Origin of the sequence: Arthrobacter sp. 2RAF6 (assembly GCF_052115205.1) — a bacterium.
Taxonomy (GTDB): domain Bacteria; phylum Actinomycetota; class Actinomycetes; order Actinomycetales; family Micrococcaceae; genus Arthrobacter.
The window spans coordinates 296,843-313,326 of sequence record NZ_JBFRGF010000001.1 but is presented as its reverse complement, the minus strand read 5'-3'; the positions used below and the strand labels follow the sequence as shown (position 1 = coordinate 313,326).

General features: G+C 59.5%; 15 protein-coding genes. 8 read left to right on the top strand and 7 right to left on the bottom strand.

All coding sequences use genetic code 11. The annotated features are described in order from the left end of the window. Positions 1-145: 145 nt before the first annotated feature. Genes AB4Z38_RS01460 through AB4Z38_RS01450 form a run of 3 tightly spaced genes read right to left on the bottom strand, consistent with a single transcriptional unit; the run spans position 146 to position 3,347 of the window. On the bottom strand, positions 146-1,555 hold the full coding sequence (locus AB4Z38_RS01460) for a sugar nucleotide-binding protein (protein WP_441428056.1): 1,410 nt from the start codon (positions 1,553-1,555) through the stop codon (positions 146-148). A gap of 3 nt (positions 1,556-1,558) precedes the next feature. Continuing rightward, positions 1,559-2,557 (bottom strand): dTDP-glucose 4,6-dehydratase, encoded by a 999-nt coding sequence (gene rfbB / locus AB4Z38_RS01455; protein WP_441428055.1) that lies wholly within the window; start codon positions 2,555-2,557, stop codon positions 1,559-1,561. A gap of 34 nt (positions 2,558-2,591) precedes the next feature. Further along, positions 2,592-3,347: a glycosyltransferase gene (locus AB4Z38_RS01450; protein WP_441428054.1), complete on the bottom strand. Its 756-nt coding sequence runs from the start codon at positions 3,345-3,347 to the stop codon at positions 2,592-2,594. Positions 3,348-3,443: 96 nt separating this feature from the next. Here AB4Z38_RS01450 and AB4Z38_RS01445 point away from each other — a divergent pair, with 96 nt between their 5' ends. From AB4Z38_RS01445 to AB4Z38_RS01410, 8 genes are all read left to right on the top strand, one after another. Continuing rightward, entirely contained in the window at positions 3,444-4,682 is a 1,239-nt protein-coding gene (locus tag AB4Z38_RS01445; protein WP_441428053.1) for a polysaccharide biosynthesis protein, read from the top strand. Positions 4,683-4,692: 10 nt separating this feature from the next. Further along, entirely contained in the window at positions 4,693-5,625 is a 933-nt protein-coding gene (locus tag AB4Z38_RS01440; RefSeq protein ID WP_441428052.1) for a glycosyltransferase, read from the top strand. A gap of 14 nt (positions 5,626-5,639) precedes the next feature. After that, positions 5,640-6,395, top strand: coding sequence for a glycosyltransferase family 2 protein (locus AB4Z38_RS01435; protein ID WP_441428051.1), 756 nt, complete (start codon positions 5,640-5,642; stop codon positions 6,393-6,395). Then, positions 6,395-6,778, top strand: coding sequence for a DUF2304 domain-containing protein (locus AB4Z38_RS01430; protein WP_441428050.1), 384 nt, complete (start codon positions 6,395-6,397; stop codon positions 6,776-6,778). Before AB4Z38_RS01435 ends, AB4Z38_RS01430 begins: the two co-directional genes overlap by 1 nt. Before the next feature lie 8 nt (positions 6,779-6,786). Then, entirely contained in the window at positions 6,787-7,674 is an 888-nt protein-coding gene (locus tag AB4Z38_RS01425) for a glycosyltransferase (protein ID WP_441428049.1), read from the top strand. Positions 7,675-7,684: 10 nt separating this feature from the next. Further along, positions 7,685-8,599, top strand: coding sequence for a glycosyltransferase (locus tag AB4Z38_RS01420; RefSeq protein ID WP_441428048.1), 915 nt, complete (start codon positions 7,685-7,687; stop codon positions 8,597-8,599). 71 nt (positions 8,600-8,670) lie between these two features. After that, positions 8,671-9,534, top strand: a complete 864-nt coding sequence (gene rfbA, locus AB4Z38_RS01415; protein ID WP_441428047.1) for a glucose-1-phosphate thymidylyltransferase RfbA — start codon at positions 8,671-8,673, stop codon at positions 9,532-9,534. Positions 9,535-9,543: 9 nt separating this feature from the next. Next, positions 9,544-11,508: a DUF6541 family protein gene (locus AB4Z38_RS01410; RefSeq protein WP_441428046.1), complete on the top strand. Its 1,965-nt coding sequence runs from the start codon at positions 9,544-9,546 to the stop codon at positions 11,506-11,508. 46 nt (positions 11,509-11,554) lie between these two features. Here the strand turns inward: AB4Z38_RS01410 and AB4Z38_RS01405 are convergent, their stop codons facing one another. From AB4Z38_RS01405 to glf, 4 genes are read right to left on the bottom strand one after another with little or no spacing between them, the layout of a single operon-like run. Then, the gene (locus tag AB4Z38_RS01405) at positions 11,555-12,316 is read right to left on the bottom strand and encodes an ABC transporter ATP-binding protein (RefSeq protein ID WP_441428045.1); all 762 of its coding nucleotides are present in this window, start codon (positions 12,314-12,316) and stop codon (positions 11,555-11,557) included. 1 nt (position 12,317) lies between these two features. Continuing rightward, positions 12,318-13,187, bottom strand: a complete 870-nt coding sequence (locus AB4Z38_RS01400; RefSeq protein ID WP_441428044.1) for an ABC transporter permease — start codon at positions 13,185-13,187, stop codon at positions 12,318-12,320. After that, positions 13,188-15,152, bottom strand: coding sequence for a glycosyltransferase (locus AB4Z38_RS01395; protein WP_441428072.1), 1,965 nt, complete (start codon positions 15,150-15,152; stop codon positions 13,188-13,190). 14 nt (positions 15,153-15,166) lie between these two features. Continuing rightward, positions 15,167-16,354 carry a UDP-galactopyranose mutase gene (glf, locus tag AB4Z38_RS01390; protein ID WP_441428043.1) on the bottom strand — a complete coding sequence of 396 codons (1,188 nt, stop codon included), beginning with the start codon at positions 16,352-16,354 and terminating at the stop codon, positions 15,167-15,169. Positions 16,355-16,484: the final 130 nt, after the last annotated feature.

Here is a 16,484-nt window from a genome sequence, read left to right as displayed (position 1 = left end):
GCCGCAACGTAGTCGAGCGGAACTTCAACACCTTCAAGCAATGGCGCGGCCTGGCCACCCGATACGACAAACTCGCACTCACCTACCGCGGCGGAGCCGTCCTCCGGGCGGTCACCATCTGGCTCGCCGCTTTAGGAGACACGCTCTAGCCCCGAAGGTAGGCCGTCAGTCTCTCGGCACTGCTCGCTGGAACAAACCCTGCGTCCTTGATCTTGCTCAAGTCGAGGATGCTCCTCAGCGGCCTCGGCGCTGCGGACTTGCCCGCAAAATATTCGTCGGTGCTCACGCCGGTGACATCGTCTCCCGAGGCACCGCGGAGCTCGTAGACGTCTCCTGCAATGTCCGCCCACGACTGAGGTTCGCCGTCGTTGCTGAGGTTGTACGCGCCGTACGGCGCGCGAGACTCCAGCAGGTGCCTGATTCCGGCAGCGATGTCTTCCGTGAAGCTGAGCCGCCCGATCTGGTCGTTGACGACGCTCGGCTTAATTCCGCGATCGGCGAGCGAAGCCATGGTCCGGACGAAGTTGCTGCCTTCGCCAATCACCCAACTGGTGCGCACGATATAGTGGCGCGGAACCACGCTGACGACGGCGTCACCGGCGGCTTTGGTTTGACCGTACACGCCAAGCGGGGTAAACGGCTCGTTTTCGTCGTGCGACTCCCGCGATCCATCGAAGACATAGTCCGACGAGACATGGACGAGCGTCAGGTCGTGTTCGATCGCGGTCCTGGCGAGGCGCGCAACGGCTGCGACATTCACCTCCCAGGCGGCTTCCCTGCCTTCGGGGCTCTCGGCGGCGTCAACCGCGGTGTAGGCAGCCGCATTGATGATCGTGGAATAGTTCTTCCAGTTCCGCCCGTCGAACGACTTCTCCTGTGACAAGTCAAAGTCGGCTCTTGCCGCGAACTCAATCGAAGGGTCGCCGTCGTACAGTCCACGCAATGCCTTGCCGAGCTGGCCGTCGGCACCCACCACGAGGATCTTCCGGGACGGCATCGGCTCGACCTCGGCGAGGCGCGGGTGTGCTTTGTCCTTGTCGGACAGCTCAGCCTGGTCCAACGGCACGGGCCAGTCGATGGCGGCCGTTTCGTCGGCCAGGTTCAGGAACGTGTACTGGCTCTGTGCGTCCGCAGACCAGTGATCGTTGACAAGGTACGTGTAGGCCGTGTTGTCCTCGAGTGTCTGGAAAGCGTTGCCCACACCACGCGGAATGAAGATGGCCTGGCTCGGATCAAGCTCCGCGGTGAAGACCGCCCCGAAAGAGGGACCCTCACGCAGGTCGACCCAGGCACCGAAAATCCGGCCCGTCGCTACCGAAATGAACTTATCCCAAGGCTCGGCGTGAATGCCGCGCGTTGTGCCCGCCTTCTCGTTGAACGAGATGTTGTTCTGGACAGGACGGAAGTCCGGCAGTCCAAGGGCGACCATTTTCTCCCGTTGCCAGTTCTCCTTGAACCAGCCGCGGTTGTCGCCGTGAACCGGCAGATCATAGAGAACAACGCCGGGAATCGGCGTTTCGCGGGCCGCGAGCGGCTTCGAAAACTCGATCGACATGGTCTACTGGCCCTGTTCCTTGTACTTGGCTTCAGTGGCTGCCTTCTGCGGGCGCCACCAGGACTCGTTGTCCCGGTACCAATCGATGGTGGCTTCGATTCCGGCGTCGAAGTTGGAGTATTGCGGCTGCCAGCCGAGCTCATCGCGGAGCTTGCTGGAATCGATCGCGTACCGGAGGTCGTGGCCCGGCCGGTCAACGACGTGGTCGTACGCATCGTGCGACTGACCCATGTGCTTGAGGATGAGCTCAACAACGTCTTTGTTGTTCTTCTCGCCATCGGCACCGATCAGGTAGGTTTCGCCGATCCGGCCCTTTTCGATGATGGCAAGCACGGCGGAGGAGTGGTCGTTCGCGTGGATCCAGTCGCGGACGTTTTCACCCTTGCCGTAGAGCTTGGGGCGGATGCCGTCGATCACGTTGGTGATCTGGCGTGGAATGAACTTCTCCACGTGCTGGTACGGCCCGTAATTGTTGGAGCAGTTGCTGATCGTCGCCTGCAGCCCGAACGACCGCACCCAGGCTCGCACCAGCAGGTCGGACCCGGCCTTGGTCGAAGAGTAGGGGCTGGACGGGTTATACGGCGTCGCCTCCGTGAACCGCTCGGGGTCGTCCAATTCCAGGTCGCCGTACACCTCATCGGTGGAGATGTGGTGGAATCGCTTGCCGTGCTTCCGGGCAGCCTCGATGAGCGTGTAGGTCCCGATGATGTTTGTATCCAGGAACGGGCGCGGGTCATGCAGCGAGTTGTCATTGTGGGATTCGGCAGCATAGTGGACCACGACGTCGCAGTCTCCAACCAGCCGATCCACAAGCTCCGCGTCCGAAATATCACCCTGGACGAACTGGAACCGTTCCTCCGGCAGCCCCTTCAAGGAGTCCAAGTTGCCGGCGTAGGTTAGTTTGTCGAGAACCGTGACACTGTCCTCAGTGTGCTCCAGGACGTAGTGGACAAAATTCGAACCGATGAAGCCGGCACCGCCGGTAACCAGAAGTTTCTGCATGGGAACAGCCTACCGAACCCCAAGGTGAAGGCCGTCAAGACCCCGGGCGCACTCGGCGCATCGCTTCGAACATCAGACGGACGATCATCATGCGTGCTTTGATGATTTTCACCAGCGAACGCCACCCGGCGGGTGTCTGGTTGTCGTCATGCAGACGTCGGAGCACAGTCGATTCGTCAAGGTGGCGGATGGACCGTGCAACATTTCCGCAAATGGCCAGCCAAAGGTCATGCGATTCGTTCACATAAGACGGGATCGGCACGAAGTAATTGAGCGCATCCCGGCGAATGCCCATGGCGCAGCCGTAGTAGGCGCGGTACCCGATCAGGATCGCGAACAGATTGGCCAGGTGCCTCCCCGAGTCGGAAGAACGAAGCCTTGGAATCCAAGGCCTCGGTCCGCCGCCGAGGACGTCGAAATTTCCGGCGACGATCTTGTTGTCGGCCAGAGCATCCAGCATGATTTCCACTCGCCCGGGAATCCATACGTCATCCTGGTCGGAAAGCATGATGAATTCGCCCCGGCTCATTCCTACGGCCTGTTCAAACGTCCTGACATAGCCCTTGTTGACTGACGCAGCGACAAAGCGGATCCGTGGGTCCCGAATGCCCTTCACGATCTCGGCGGTGTCATCGGGCGACGCGTCGTCCACGACTACCAGTTCATCGTCGGGACCAAGATCCCGAAGGATCGAGTCAATCTGCTCCATAATGAATCGGGATCCCTTGTAGGCCGCAAGGCAGACACTCACCCGGATCGCCTGGCCGTCCGGCGTCGTCGAATCGTTCATGACCACCACTCTAGGCGAGTTACCAGAACGTTAGCGGGCAGGCATCATCGCGTATCATCGTAAGGTCACGCCGTCGAGCAATAGGACCTACCAGTAATGAAACCCGTGTTGCTTCGACTCGCTGGATTCACGCTGCTTCCGCTTCTCGCACTGGTCTTGCCTTTCCTCCTGCTGCCTGTCATTGCCCGTGTCGCAGGACCGGCTGGTTGGTCAAGCATCACCTCCGGCCAGGCCATCGGGGTTTTTGGCGCCACGATCATTCTGTGGAGTTGGAATATTTCAGGCCCTGTGGCCATCGCCCGAAGCCCCTCACCCCAAGCCCGCGCGTCGCTTTATTCAAGAAGTATCCGAACGCGCATCATCATTGCGCTTGCTGTCTTTCCACTCATGAGCATTATCGTGGCCCTCGTAGCGCACGACGGTTACCGCCTCGACGCGATTACCATGGCGTGGGCCACTGCCCTCACCGGCTTTTCCCCGGCCTGGTTCGGTATCGGCACAGGACAACCGCGGATTTTGGCCGTTTATGACACTCTTCCCCGGTTTTGCGCGGCACTGCTCAGCGTGCCATTCATTATTGCGACCGGCCAGATTTGGATCTACGGCGTCCTCGCACTGTTTGCCACCATTGTGGCCTCGGTGGCATTCCAGCTTCGGTTCGGGGAAAGCGGGACGTGGTTTCCCCGGCGCCCCGGGAATGCCATCCGCGAGATCGTTCCCGAAACAGGAACTGCGGCGATCAATTTTGCCGGAAGCGCTTACGCCTCATCCCCTGTCCCAATAGCCACGGCGACGGTGCCGTTGGCGACGGCGACGGCCGGATTTGCCTCCGCGGACAGCATCTACCGCTTTGGCCTTTTCAGTGTGGTGGCCGTCGGCAACACTTTTCAAAGCTGGACGCTGGAAGGAAACCCGGAGGACTCCCGACGGCGCCACACAGTTGCGCTGATGACGCACCTTGCGCTCGGGGCTGCCGGGGCGCTGGGCCTGGGCCTGCTGGGCCCGTGGGCTTCTGCCATCTTGTTCAGCGAGGCGAACAAAGCCGACACCGCGACGTCGGTCTTCTATGGGATTTCCTTCTTCTTCCTCTCAGCTTCGACACCGCTCATCAGGAACCTCCTCATTCCCGCCGCACGTCAACGAACTGTCCTTTTGTGGACGGGACTGTCGGCAGCTGTGGGAGTCGCGTTCATGGTAGTGGCCGGCTTGGGCTCAAATGTTCCGGGTGTGGCGCTAGGAATGGCGATCAGCGAGGCATTGCTCTTCTTCGGCCTTCTCGTCCCCGCGTCAAGGCTGCTGCCTGCCAAGGCGCTCCCCGTAAGTGTGGACGGGTAGGATCATCTCCGTGATTGAAAGTCCACAAAGACGAACCGCAGCGGTGATCGCCGCTTTCAACCCCGACGACGAACTGCTCACCAACGCTGAATCCATTGCAACGCAAGTTGACGAACTCATTGTCGTCGATGACTGCAGTACGTCTCCGGCGTCGGAGCTGATCTTTGACCACCTTGCCGGGAACGGAACGAAGATACTGCGCCTGGACAACAACTCCGGGATCGCGGCCGCTCTGAACCGCGGGCTTGAAGAGCTGGAATCGACCAGCCGCCCGGATTTCGTGCTGACCTTCGACCAAGACTCGTTGCCGGTCCCGGATTACGTCTCAAATGCGCTCGCCACTTATGACAGCGCCATGGCCGAGGGACAAAAAGTGGGCTTCGTGAGCGCTGAGACGTTCAGTGGGCACCAGGTACCCGTTCTCGGAACATCCCACGGATTTTCGGAAGCATTCGATCCCATGCAGTCCGGTTTCTTCATCCCGATGACCACCCTGGCCGACGTCGGCAACTTCGAGTCGGGATTTTTCATCGACTGCGTGGATTCCGAGTTCACCGCGCGAGTCCGGGCAGCCGGCTACAGCATCCTCATCGGGGCAGGCTGCGAAGTCGGGCACAGACTCGGAGCGCGCCTCCCCGCAAAGGTGCTTGGACGGCCATTACGCCTCCGCGGCAACGATTTGTCTTTCAACTACTACTCGCCTTTCCGGATGTACTACATCATGCGAAACGGCACCACTCTCGCCCGCAGGTACTGGCGCCGCAACCCGGTCTGGGTGATTCGGCGCATGCTGGAAGACGCGAAAGCACAACTTCTGCGTTTCGCGTTCAGCCCGGATCGACGGTACCTGGCGATCGCCGCCTGGGAGGGGCTCATCGATTCATGCCGCGGACGGCAGGGTCGCATCAGCCAGGACCTTCTCAACCGCATCCAGCCACGATGACACATAGGAGAACGATGGAAAATCATGACTCAACGCGGGTCCTGGTCATCATGCCTGCGTGGAATGAAGCCGAGTCGGTAGGCGACACCGTTCGCGAAGTCCTCAGTGTCGGATGCCCTTACGACGTGCTGGTCGTCAACGATGGCTCCTCCGACGCCACCGCGGAAGTTGCCACCGAAGCCGGAGCGACAGTCTTGAACCTTCCCTTCAACCTGGGCGTCGGTGGTGCTATGCGCGCCGGCTTCAAATACGCGAAGCGTCTCGGCTACGGCCGGGTGATCCAGGTCGACGCCGATGGGCAGCATGATCCACGGAACATCGGCGAGGTGCTCGCCGGGCTGGAGCACGCCGACATCTCAATCGGCGCCCGATTCGCGGACAAAGGCGAATACAAGGTGAGCGGCCCCCGGAAATGGGCGATGCAGTTCCTCGCAAAAGTCATCTCCGGCCTCGCAAAGACGCGTCTCACCGATGTGACGTCAGGATTTCGCGCTGCCAACGACCGCGCCATCAGCCAGTATCTCGACCACTATCCCGCGGAGTACCTCGGTGACACGATTGACTCCCTGGTCGTGGCGATACGTTCCGGGTGCAAAGTAACCCAGATCCCCGTGGCGATGCGCCCGCGCCAAGGCGGAACTCCGAGCCACAATCCTGCCAAAGCGGCGATCTATCTCGGCCGTTCCACTTTCGCACTTCTCTTCGCGCTTACCCGTAAGAAATCCGTTATTCCACCTGCATCAACAACATGGGCCCAGGAGGCTTCTTAATGGGAAATCTGGCGGCCTTCCTCCTGGCGCTGGCGATCGTGGGGATCGTTTTCGAAATGCTCCGGCGCAAGAAGCTTCGCGAGAAGTACGCGGCACTTTGGCTCGTGGTGGGCATTGGAACCTTGGTCCTTGCCGCGTTCCCGAGCTTACTGACAATCGTTGCCGAACTCGTTGGCGTGCAGCTTCCGTCGAACCTGCTCTTCATTATCAGCATCCTGCTGCTGTTGGGAGTCTGTTTGCACCTGTCCTGGGAAATCTCGGTCGTTGAGGATGAGACTAGGACACTGGCTGAGGAAGTTGCGATCATGCGCACCCTCCTTGAGCGCCTCCAAACCGCCGAGACCCCAGAAGACGACACCTCCACTCCTTCCGGCCCAAAGTAAGGAACCGAATGGCCCTTGACATCTTCATCCCCTATTGGGGGGATCCTGACTACATGCGGCAGGCAGTCGACAGCGTACTCGCACAGAATTCGGACGATTGGCTCCTGACCGTTGTGGACGACGCCTATCCGGGCGATGAGGTCCGCCGGTACTTGGAAGAAATCAACGATCCCCGCATTACCTATGTCCGTAAGGAAACCAACGAAGGAATTACGGCGAACTTCCGCACGTGTGTCTCCCGCGCAACGCAGGACACACTTGTGGTCATGGGTTGCGACGACATTCTGCTCCCGAACTTCGTTGATGTCGCACTTCGCGCGCACCGGAATTTCCCGGAAGCCTGGATCATCCAGCCAGGCGTGGAAGTGATCAATGAGGCCGGGGAGAACGCACGGCCGATTGCGGATCTTGTGAAGCAACACCTGGTCAAGCCGCGCGGATCCCGGCCCAGGGTGGTCAGCGGCGAGAAACTGGCAGTCAGCCTGCTCCATGGTGACTGGCTCTACTGGCCGTCCCTGATTTTCCGTCGGGACAAGATCGGGAATTTCGATTTTCGCGACGGTCTCCACGTCATCCAGGATCTTGGCTTGATCATCGACATGGTCCTGGCCGGAGCTGAGTTGCTCATCGAGCCGGAGGTATGTTTCGCATATCGCAGGCACACGGCCAGTGCCTCCTCGAGCAAATTGCTGGACGGCTCCCGTTTTGCCGGGGAGCGCGGCTACTTCGAACTTGCGGCAGAGCTCTGCAGGAAGAAGGGGTGGCGAAGGGCATCAAGGGCAGCAGCATTGCGTCTGACGTCCCGGGCCCATGCTTTCTTGCTCCTGCCCAATGCGGCGTTGCATGGCAGCCCCGCAGCTGTCTGGTCCCTCCTTAGGCATACTCTTGGAAACTAGGAAATTCGACTTGTCGCCCGAGATTGATCCGTCGAAGCGGCTAAACAACGTAGCCGCGGTCGTCACCGCCTATCGTCCGACGTCGCACTTGGTCCGCAACGTCGCGTCTTTGCTACGGCAACTGACCACCGTGGTAGTGGTCGATGACGGCGGCGGGCCCGGTTTCGACCGGATCTTCGAGGACGCGGCGGACGCCGGCGCCATGGTGCTGCGGCTCGAGGAAAACTCCGGAATCGCATCGGCGTTGAACGCGGGGATAGATTTGGCGCGCACCACGCCGATCGACTACATCATCACCGTCGACCAGGATTCACTGCTGACCGCCGAATACGTTCACCGGCTATTGGAGGCTGCCAAGTCGGCTGAGGCCGTAGGCATAACCCCGGGCCTTGTTTCCCCGGCCCGTATCCACGGCAATCCCGTGAAGAAGGCCGGTTCGAAATCCGGAATCCAGCTGGGACGGGAACCGATTCAATCCGGACTGCTGATTCCGGTTTCCACCTTGGACGCGATCGGCAACTTCTGGGATGGCCTATTCATCGACCTCGTGGACACGGAATACTACTTCCGCGCCCTTGATGCCGGACTTCCGACCGTACTTGCGGACGCAGAATTCGACCACTCGCTGGGAACCTTGGTCGATGCCAATATTCTGGGCAGGGACATCAAACTTCAGGATCGTCCGTTGAAAGTTCGCATTGCTGCTTCCTGGCGCTATTACTACATCTTCCGAAACAGGATTCTCGTTGGCCGACGATACGCAAAGGTACATCCAGGGTGGGTTGCCGGCGGCTTGTTGCTCGACATGAGGCACCTCCTTTTCGTGACGATATTGGCTCCCGGCCGCGCTGCCCGGCTCCGGTCCGCGTTGAGGGGAACCATCGACGGCGTCCGCGGCCGGAGTGGAAGGGCGCACTTCGGCTAGGAGCTGAGTCGGGAGCGATTGGCGAGTCACTGGTTTTGCCGCGGACTCTAAGGTAAGGGATGATGGGGACCATGCGTGGAATCATTCTTGCCGGTGGCACCGGCTCTCGTCTCCATCCGATTACTCACGGCATCAGCAAGCAGCTGGTCCCGGTTTATGACAAGCCGATGATCTACTACCCCCTCTCCACGCTCATTTTGGCGGGCATTCGCGATATTCTCATCATCACCACCCCCCACGACGCCGAACAGTTCCAACGGCTGCTTGGCGACGGTTCCCAATTCGGCGTGAACATTTCCTATGTCCAGCAGCCGTCGCCCGATGGACTCGCCCAAGCATTCATCCTGGGTGAGGAACATATCGGGAATGAAACTGTTGCCCTTGTCCTGGGAGACAATATCTTCTACGGACAGGGCATGGGAACGCAGCTACGGAAACATGCAAACATCGATGGCGGTGCCGTCTTTGGTTATTGGGTGAAAGATCCCAAGGCCTACGGCGTGGTCGAATTCAATGAAGATGGTAAAGCCATTTCCTTGGAGGAAAAGCCTGAGCACCCCAAATCTCACTATGCCGTTCCCGGACTGTATTTCTATGACAACGATGTTGTGGAGATCGCGAAGAACCTCAAGCCTTCACCCCGTGGCGAGCTCGAAATCACGGACATCAACAGGACTTATCTTCAGAACGAAAAGCTCCATGTCGAGATCCTTCCGCGGGGCACGGCATGGCTCGATACCGGGACCTTCAACGACCTCAACGACGCGTCGAATTTCATTCGCACGGTGGAGAACCGCCAAGGCCTCAAGATCGGAGCTCCCGAGGAAATCGCCTGGCGCCAAGGTTTCCTTTCGGACGACGAGTTGCGCGCACGTGCCGAGCCGCTGATCAAGAGTGGTTACGGAGCGTACCTCCACGGCCTTCTGGAAGACTAGTCCCCGCCCGTGTGGTGGTCTGTCCTGCCGCAGTTGGTCGGTGCTGCCTTATTGCTGATTTCACCCGGACTGCTTGTGGCACTCGGATTGCGCTATCGAGGATTTGACGCGTTAGGGCTGTCCCCTGCCCTGTCGGTAGGCGTGATAGTCATAGCTTCGACGCTGAGCCCCTTTTTGCATGTGCGGTTCACCTTGCTTCCGGTCGCTATTGTGGCCGTCGCGCTCGGCACGATCGCATGGTACGTTTCCCGATCCCGTCCCCGACATGGGAAAACGCCGAGGCCGGGACTTTGGGGGCGGTCAGCACCCTTTGTGGCCGGTGTTCTCGCGCTCGTGGTGATCGGCGCCAGGGTCATGCAAGCCATCGGCGGCCCCGGGCATTTTTCGCAGACCTACGACGCCGTTTTTCATCTCAATTCCGTCAAATACGCCCTTGATACCGGGAATGCCTCGTCCCTGACGATCGGCGACATGACCGGCGGTGGTTTCTATCCCGCGGGCTGGAACGCGGTGGCGACGTTGGTCGCTTCCACCTTCGCGCTGGACGTACCGGTCGCCGTGAACCTCACGAGCTTAGTCCTCGCGGCAGTATTTTGGCCTCTGGGCTGCCTCTTGGCGGCCCGTTGGACCATTGGCCATTCGTCCGCGGTTGCCCTGGCGGCCGGCGTGGCATCCGCCTCGCTTGGCGCATTCCCGCTCCTGATGATGGACTTCGGCGTCCTGTACCCCAATCTGCTGTCGATCAGTATCCTGCCGGGTTCGATCGCCCTTGCCGCGGCACTTTCCAGAGTTTCCCCCGCATGGGTTCCCCGGGACCTCCCGGCGATCCTGGCGCTCTTGTTGAGCCTCGCGGGGCTCGTTGTGGCGCATCCAACCACCTTCATGACCTGGCTGACATGGACGGCCCCGATGGTCGGTGTCCTTGCGTGGAAGGCCTTCAAGCTCCGGAGACGGGGTTTGCTCCGTATCGGGAGGGTCAGGTTCATGGTCCCCTTGATCAGCTATGGCGTAGTTTTCCTTGTTCTTTGGATCGTCCTCAGGCCGCCGTCAGACGCTTCATTCTGGGGCCCTTACCATACGGTCCCGCAAGCCCTCGGCGAAGCCATTGTTTTCTCTCCGTTGGACTTGCCTGCCGCTTGGTTGGTGGCACCCGTGGCGCTGCTGGGCCTTTGGACCGCAGCGGGGCGGGTCCGGTACAGGTGGCTCGCTGGCGTCTTCCTGATTTTCACGGTGCTGTTTGTGGTTGTTTCCGGTTTCCCCATTTCCAGGGCGCGGAGTATTTTGACAGGCGTCTGGTACAACGACAGCTACCGTATTGCAGCTCTGCTGCCTCTTGTCGCGGTCTTGCTTGCTGCGGTGGGCGTCGAGTGGCTCTGCCATAACCCATTCCTATCCCAGCTGTTCAAGCGGGTTTTCCGTGGGAGCGGTCTTGGGATCCACCGGTCCGGTCTGCGGACTGCACTTCAATACGCTGTGGCTGCCGTTCTCGTCGTCCTAGCGGTCCTCGTCGGGCAAGTGGGTGGAGTGAACAAGGAAGTTGAGCAAGCGGCGTCAAAGTACGCCTTGTCAGCGGACTCCCCCTTGGTTTCGAGCGACGAGCTGGCAATCTTCCAAAGATTGCACAATGACGTCCCCCAAGATGCGATCTTGATCGGGAATCCCTACACCGGAGCGTCTCTTTCGTATGCCCTCGGTGATCGCAAGTCTGCGCAGCTCCATATCCTCAGCTATGTTTCCCCTGATCTCCAAGAGATATACGACCGCTTGGATACAGTCTCAAAGGACCCCGCCGTGTGCAGGGCTGTTCGGAGCCAGCATTCCTATTACGTCCTTGACTTCGGATTGCTGGAAGTCCATGGAGGCAACCACACTCCGGCTGGTCTAACCCATCTGGATCAAAACCCGGGAGTTCAACTGGTAGACAGCCAGGGAAATGCGAAGCTTTACAAAATAACGGCCTGCGGAAACAACTAAGCCTTGCACGGCTGGAGCCGTGCAAGGCCGGAACGAGCGGGGAGGGCTAGTCGGCCGACCGCCGTCGTAATTCCTTCACCACCGCGTGCACTTCGCCGTCCATGATGATCTCGCCGTGTTCCAAAAGCACACCACGCTTGCACACAGACGCGACCAGATCCAAGTCGTGGCTCACCACGAACAGTGTCTTGCCGGCCGCGGCCAATTCGTTGATCTTGGTGATGCATTTGCGTTGGAACGGTTCGTCGCCCACAGCCAATATCTCGTCTATGAGGAAGACCTCGGGGTCCGTGTGGACCGCGATCGAGAAAGCCAACTTCAGGTACATGCCCGAAGAATAGAACTTGACCTCAGTGTCGATGAACTCTCCGATTTCGGAGAATTCGACGATCGAGTCGAACATTTCATCGATCTGGTTTTGGGTCATCCCAAGGATTGCCCCATTGAGGTAGACGTTGTCGCGTCCGCTGAGGTCGTGGTGGAAACCGGCTCCGACTTCGATCAGCCCGGCCACTCTTCCCCGTGTATACACGGTGCCCTCGTCCGGCTGGAGCACGCCTGAAATGAGTTTCAAGAGGGTTGACTTGCCTGAGCCGTTAAGCCCGAGCAGTGCCACGGTTTCGCCTTGTTCCACATCCAGGGAAACATCCTTGAGCGCATCGAATTTCTTGGAAAGGTCCCCTTTGCGCCCGGTCAGCAACCAGACAATTGCTTCCTTCATGCTGCGCGTATGACGGAGCACAAACTTCTTGCGCAGATTCCGGCAAGTGATAGCTACACTGTCGGAGACTCCCGCGGGTACAGACATGTCAGAGCTCCTGGGCAAAGTGGACAGACAACTTCATGAAGACGAGCTGGCCAATCACAAGGACGAGTGCAGCGACGCCAAAGGCGGCCGGGAACCAGATAGTGATCAGGTCCGGTGGCATGGAAATCGACCCGGATTGCGCGGTGCTCAGCGTGGGGGACCAAAATGCCCAGTGGAAGATTTCGACCGCGACGGTCACCGGATTCAGCTGGTACAAGAAGAACCAGGGACCCATGACGCGCTGCACCATCGGCCACACGTAGAGGACCGGTGAGGCCCACGTGACGATCATGAGGATCATGTCCACGATGTTCTCGGAGTCGCGGAAGTAGACGTTGGCCGCACCGAAAAGCAGGCCGAGGCCGGTGGAAAGAATCGCTGTCAGCACAAACGCTCCGACGACGGCCAGCAGCTGCCAGACCGAGGGACTCCATCCGGTCAACAGGCAGGCACCGAGCAAGACCACCACCTGGGGGAGCAAATGGGCAGCGGAAACCCACACGGTAGAGACGGGGAACAGCTCCCGCGGCAAGTAGATCTTACGGATAAGGTCCCTGTTGTCCACTATGGAGCGCGTCGCGTTGCCCAGCGACTCCGTGAAGAAATTGACCAGAACGATTCCTGCAAAGAGATAAATCGCGTAGTTGGGTGTTCCGCGCTGCATGTCGAGGAAGACTCCGAGAGCCACGAAGTAGATCAAGAACTGCATCAGCGGCTTCACATAGGACCACAGGAGTCCCAGGACGGAGCCGCGATAGCGGATCTTGATCTCCTTGCGTACCAGCAACTGCAGCAGGAACTTGTGTTTATAGACGTCTACGATGCCGCGGCCGCGGCCCGGTTGGACCAAGTCGGTCACGGGCTGAGTCATCTAGTGGCCTTCCTCGTCGGCCAAGCCAAACGTCTTTTTCCAGGCTTCCATGGAGGTGATCTCGGGCAGGGCCTTGCGGTACTGCTCCGAGAGTTCCTCCCATTGCCGGTAGAGATTGGCGTGAAGCTTTCCTGCTTCCGCCAGCATCGCCTTGAGCTTCTCGGGGTCGCGTTTGTACCAGGAAGCCGCGGTGCCATCGGCGTTCGAGACCACGACGCTGTCATAGTGCGCCAAGCGGAACCATCTGTTGTCCCGGTGAGCCAGGAAGCCTTGGGGTCGCTCTGCTGATTCCGCTGCCGGCTTTTTCACTAACTGGCGGGCAACCGTGGTGACACCCCATTTAACAAGGTCCTTCTTGTTGGGAAGTCCGATGGGGTTGAGGCCGGAGGGCCCGCGACCCAATGCCGGGGCCGGGAAATCATCGACGTTCTCGCGCATCTCCGCATCGGGATAGTCGGACTTCAACGCATTGATCTCGCCGAGCTTCGTGGCGAGATTGCCATGCAGATGCCCGGGCCCGAGGAAGAGATCCTTCAAAGCATCGAGCCGTGAATGTTCGGTGAAGTACTGCATGGAAACCAAATGCTTTACGTCCGCTTGGAACGACTCCCGGATAACTCGCCCGCCCTTCTTATAGGGGCTGTAGATGAGCGTCGTGATCAGGCGGTTCCTGCCATGGAAATAGGCCTGCCAGCCAACCAGGTCGTCCTTGTCGATCCAGGAGACATGCCAGACCGCGGCGCCGGGCAAGGAAACCGTGGCAAAACCGGCTTCACGGGCGCGAAGTCCGTATTCGGCGTCGTCCCACTTGATAAAGACAGGAAGCGACAGCCCGATCTCGCGGATGATTTCCGTCGGGATCATGCACAGCCACCAGCCGTTGTAGTCGACGTCGACGCGCCGGTGCAGCCACGGCGTCTGCCGAAGGTTCGCGACGCTGAAGTCATGCCTCATCTCCATGTCCGCATGGGGCATCGCAGGCACGAATCGATAAGGGTCCACCACTTCACCAAAGGTGTGAAGGACGCTGCGGCTATAGAGGTCGAACATGTGGCCGCCCACGATGGTCGGCTTTCGGCAATGATCCGAGAAGGTCAGCAGGCGCGCAATACTCTCTGGTTCGATGACGACGTCGTCATCCAACAGGAGCGCGTAGTCGCTGCCGTTCTCCACGGCCTCATACATGCCGCGGGAGAAGCCACCCGAGCCGCCGAGATTGGCTTGGTTGATGATCCGCAGCTTGTCACCGAGCGCGGACTTCACCTCGGCAAAGCCGGGCTGCTCGGCAACCTTTTGGGTTCCTTGGTCGACAATGAGGATTTCCTGGACGTGCTCCAGCACCTCGGGATGCTCCGAGAGAATCCTGGCGTTGTTGAGGCAGAAGTCCGGCTTGTTCATGGTGGTGATCTCAAGAGTCACCTTGCCGGGGTTGCCCTCGCGCTCCGCGCCCTGCCATTCCGCTGAATCGAGCGTCAGTTCTTCACGGCTGGAGGCAAGATCGAACCAGTACCACCCGCCGTCGCCGAAGGGCTTGAGGGAGAGCTCGAATTCGGTGACAGCGGCGCCTTGGACCCTCGCACCATCAACGCGCTGGAGAGTGCCCCGCGCGTTCGACTTATAGACAGTGACAGTGCCGTGGCCCGTTGTACGTACAACGAGGCGGACCGTTTGAAGGTCCGTCCAGCGCCGCCAATAGCTCGCAGGAAACGCGTTGAAGTACGTTCCGAAGGAAAGCTGTTCTCCGGCGCGGAGCCTTACGGAACTCCTTGAGAGCACATCTTCAAAATGGACCTCCTCGCCGCCCGAACTGACGAAGTGAAGTTTCTCCTCGGCCGACTTGGGGTTCCTTGCGAACTCGTCGTTCTCGCGCAGGCGGATGCCGTTCGCCGGGCCGGCGTCGACATACAATGCAGTTGTGTCCAGCTGGTCATCAGCGGGCAGGATAACCCGCTGCAATACTTGCATCTTGATTTCGCTGCTCACGCGTCTACTCCTCCGCTTTCAATTGCTGTGCCGCTTTCGAAGTGCGGACGAATCCTGTTATCAAACATCGACAAAGCCGAACCGATGGCCATGTGCATATCAAGGTACTTGTAGGTGCCAAGGCGCCCGCCGAAGAGTACGTTCTCTTCAGCCGCCGCCAAATCCCGGTACTTTAGCAGCTTCTCCCTGTCGAGGGCTGTGTTGACCGGGTAGTACGGCTCGTCGCCCTTTTCGGCGAATCGAGAGAACTCGCGCATGATCACGGTCTTCTCCGCCTGGTATTCACGCTCGGGGTGGAAATGCCGCGGCTCGATGATCCTGGTGAACGGGACGTCGTCGTCGTTGTAGTTCACAACGGACGTTCCTTGGAAGTCGCCCATCTCCAGGACTTCCTCTTCGAAATCGATGGTGCGCCAAGACAGGTCTCCGGCAACGAAGTCGAAGTAGCGGTCTACGGGGCCCGTGTAGACGACGGGAATCTTGCCGACAACCTTGTCTTTCGAATACTCATGCGAGTCGTCGAAGAAGTCTGTGTTCAGGCGAACGTCGATGTTCGGATGCTCGGCCATCTTCTTGACCCATGCGGTGTATCCGTTGGTCGGAAGGCCCTCATACTTGTCGTTGAAATAGCGGTTGTCGTAGTTGTAGCGGACGGGAAGCCGGGAGATGATCCCTGCCGGCAGGTCCTTGGGATCTGTCTGCCACTGCTTGCCGGTGTAGTGCTTGATGAAGGCCTCGTAAAGCGGACGGCCGATCAGCTGGATGCCCTTGTCGTTCAGGTTCTGCGGATCGGTTCCGGCAAGTTCGCCCGCCTGCTCCTGAATGAGCGCCCGGGCTTCGCCGGGCTTCAGGTTGGCCCTGAAGAACTGGTTGATGGTTGCCAGGTTGATGGGCAGCGAGTAGACCTCGCCCTTGTGGACGCCGTACACCTTGTGAACGTAGTTGGTGAAGGTCGTGAACCGGTTGACGTATTCCCATACCCGTTCATTCGAGGTGTGGAACAGATGGGCGCCATACCGGTGCACCTCGATGCCGGTTTGCCCTTCCGTTTCGCTATATGCGTTGCCTCCGACGTGGTGCCGGCGGTCGATGACAACAACCTTCAAGCCCAGCTCGGTGGCTGCCTGTTCTGCGATTGTCAGGCCAAAAAAGCCTGACCCGACAATGACGAGGTCAGCGGTCACAAAATCTCCTGGTTCGAATATGGGCAGCCCAATGGTGTGCATTGGCTGCAGGTCAAGCCTACCCGAGATGGTGCGCCCGGTTTTCGGGCCGGTCCCTTCCCGCGCGAATCAGGGCAACGTTTTCCACATA

Coding starts and splice junctions, on each gene's coding strand:
- AB4Z38_RS01405 (WP_441428045.1), bottom strand. CDS start 12,316: ATGTCTGTACCCGCGGGAGTCTCCGACAGTGTAGCTATCACTTGCCGG.
- rfbA (WP_441428047.1), top strand. CDS start 8,671: ATGCGTGGAATCATTCTTGCCGGTGGCACCGGCTCTCGTCTCCATCCG.
- AB4Z38_RS01430 (WP_441428050.1), top strand. CDS start 6,395: ATGGGAAATCTGGCGGCCTTCCTCCTGGCGCTGGCGATCGTGGGGATC.
- AB4Z38_RS01445 (WP_441428053.1), top strand. CDS start 3,444: ATGAAACCCGTGTTGCTTCGACTCGCTGGATTCACGCTGCTTCCGCTT.
- AB4Z38_RS01425 (WP_441428049.1), top strand. CDS start 6,787: ATGGCCCTTGACATCTTCATCCCCTATTGGGGGGATCCTGACTACATG.
- AB4Z38_RS01395 (WP_441428072.1), bottom strand. CDS start 15,152: ATGCAAGTATTGCAGCGGGTTATCCTGCCCGCTGATGACCAGCTGGAC.
- rfbB (WP_441428055.1), bottom strand. CDS start 2,557: ATGCAGAAACTTCTGGTTACCGGCGGTGCCGGCTTCATCGGTTCGAAT.
- AB4Z38_RS01460 (WP_441428056.1), bottom strand. CDS start 1,555: ATGTCGATCGAGTTTTCGAAGCCGCTCGCGGCCCGCGAAACGCCGATT.
- AB4Z38_RS01435 (WP_441428051.1), top strand. CDS start 5,640: ATGGAAAATCATGACTCAACGCGGGTCCTGGTCATCATGCCTGCGTGG.
- AB4Z38_RS01400 (WP_441428044.1), bottom strand. CDS start 13,187: ATGACTCAGCCCGTGACCGACTTGGTCCAACCGGGCCGCGGCCGCGGC.
- AB4Z38_RS01450 (WP_441428054.1), bottom strand. CDS start 3,347: ATGAACGATTCGACGACGCCGGACGGCCAGGCGATCCGGGTGAGTGTC.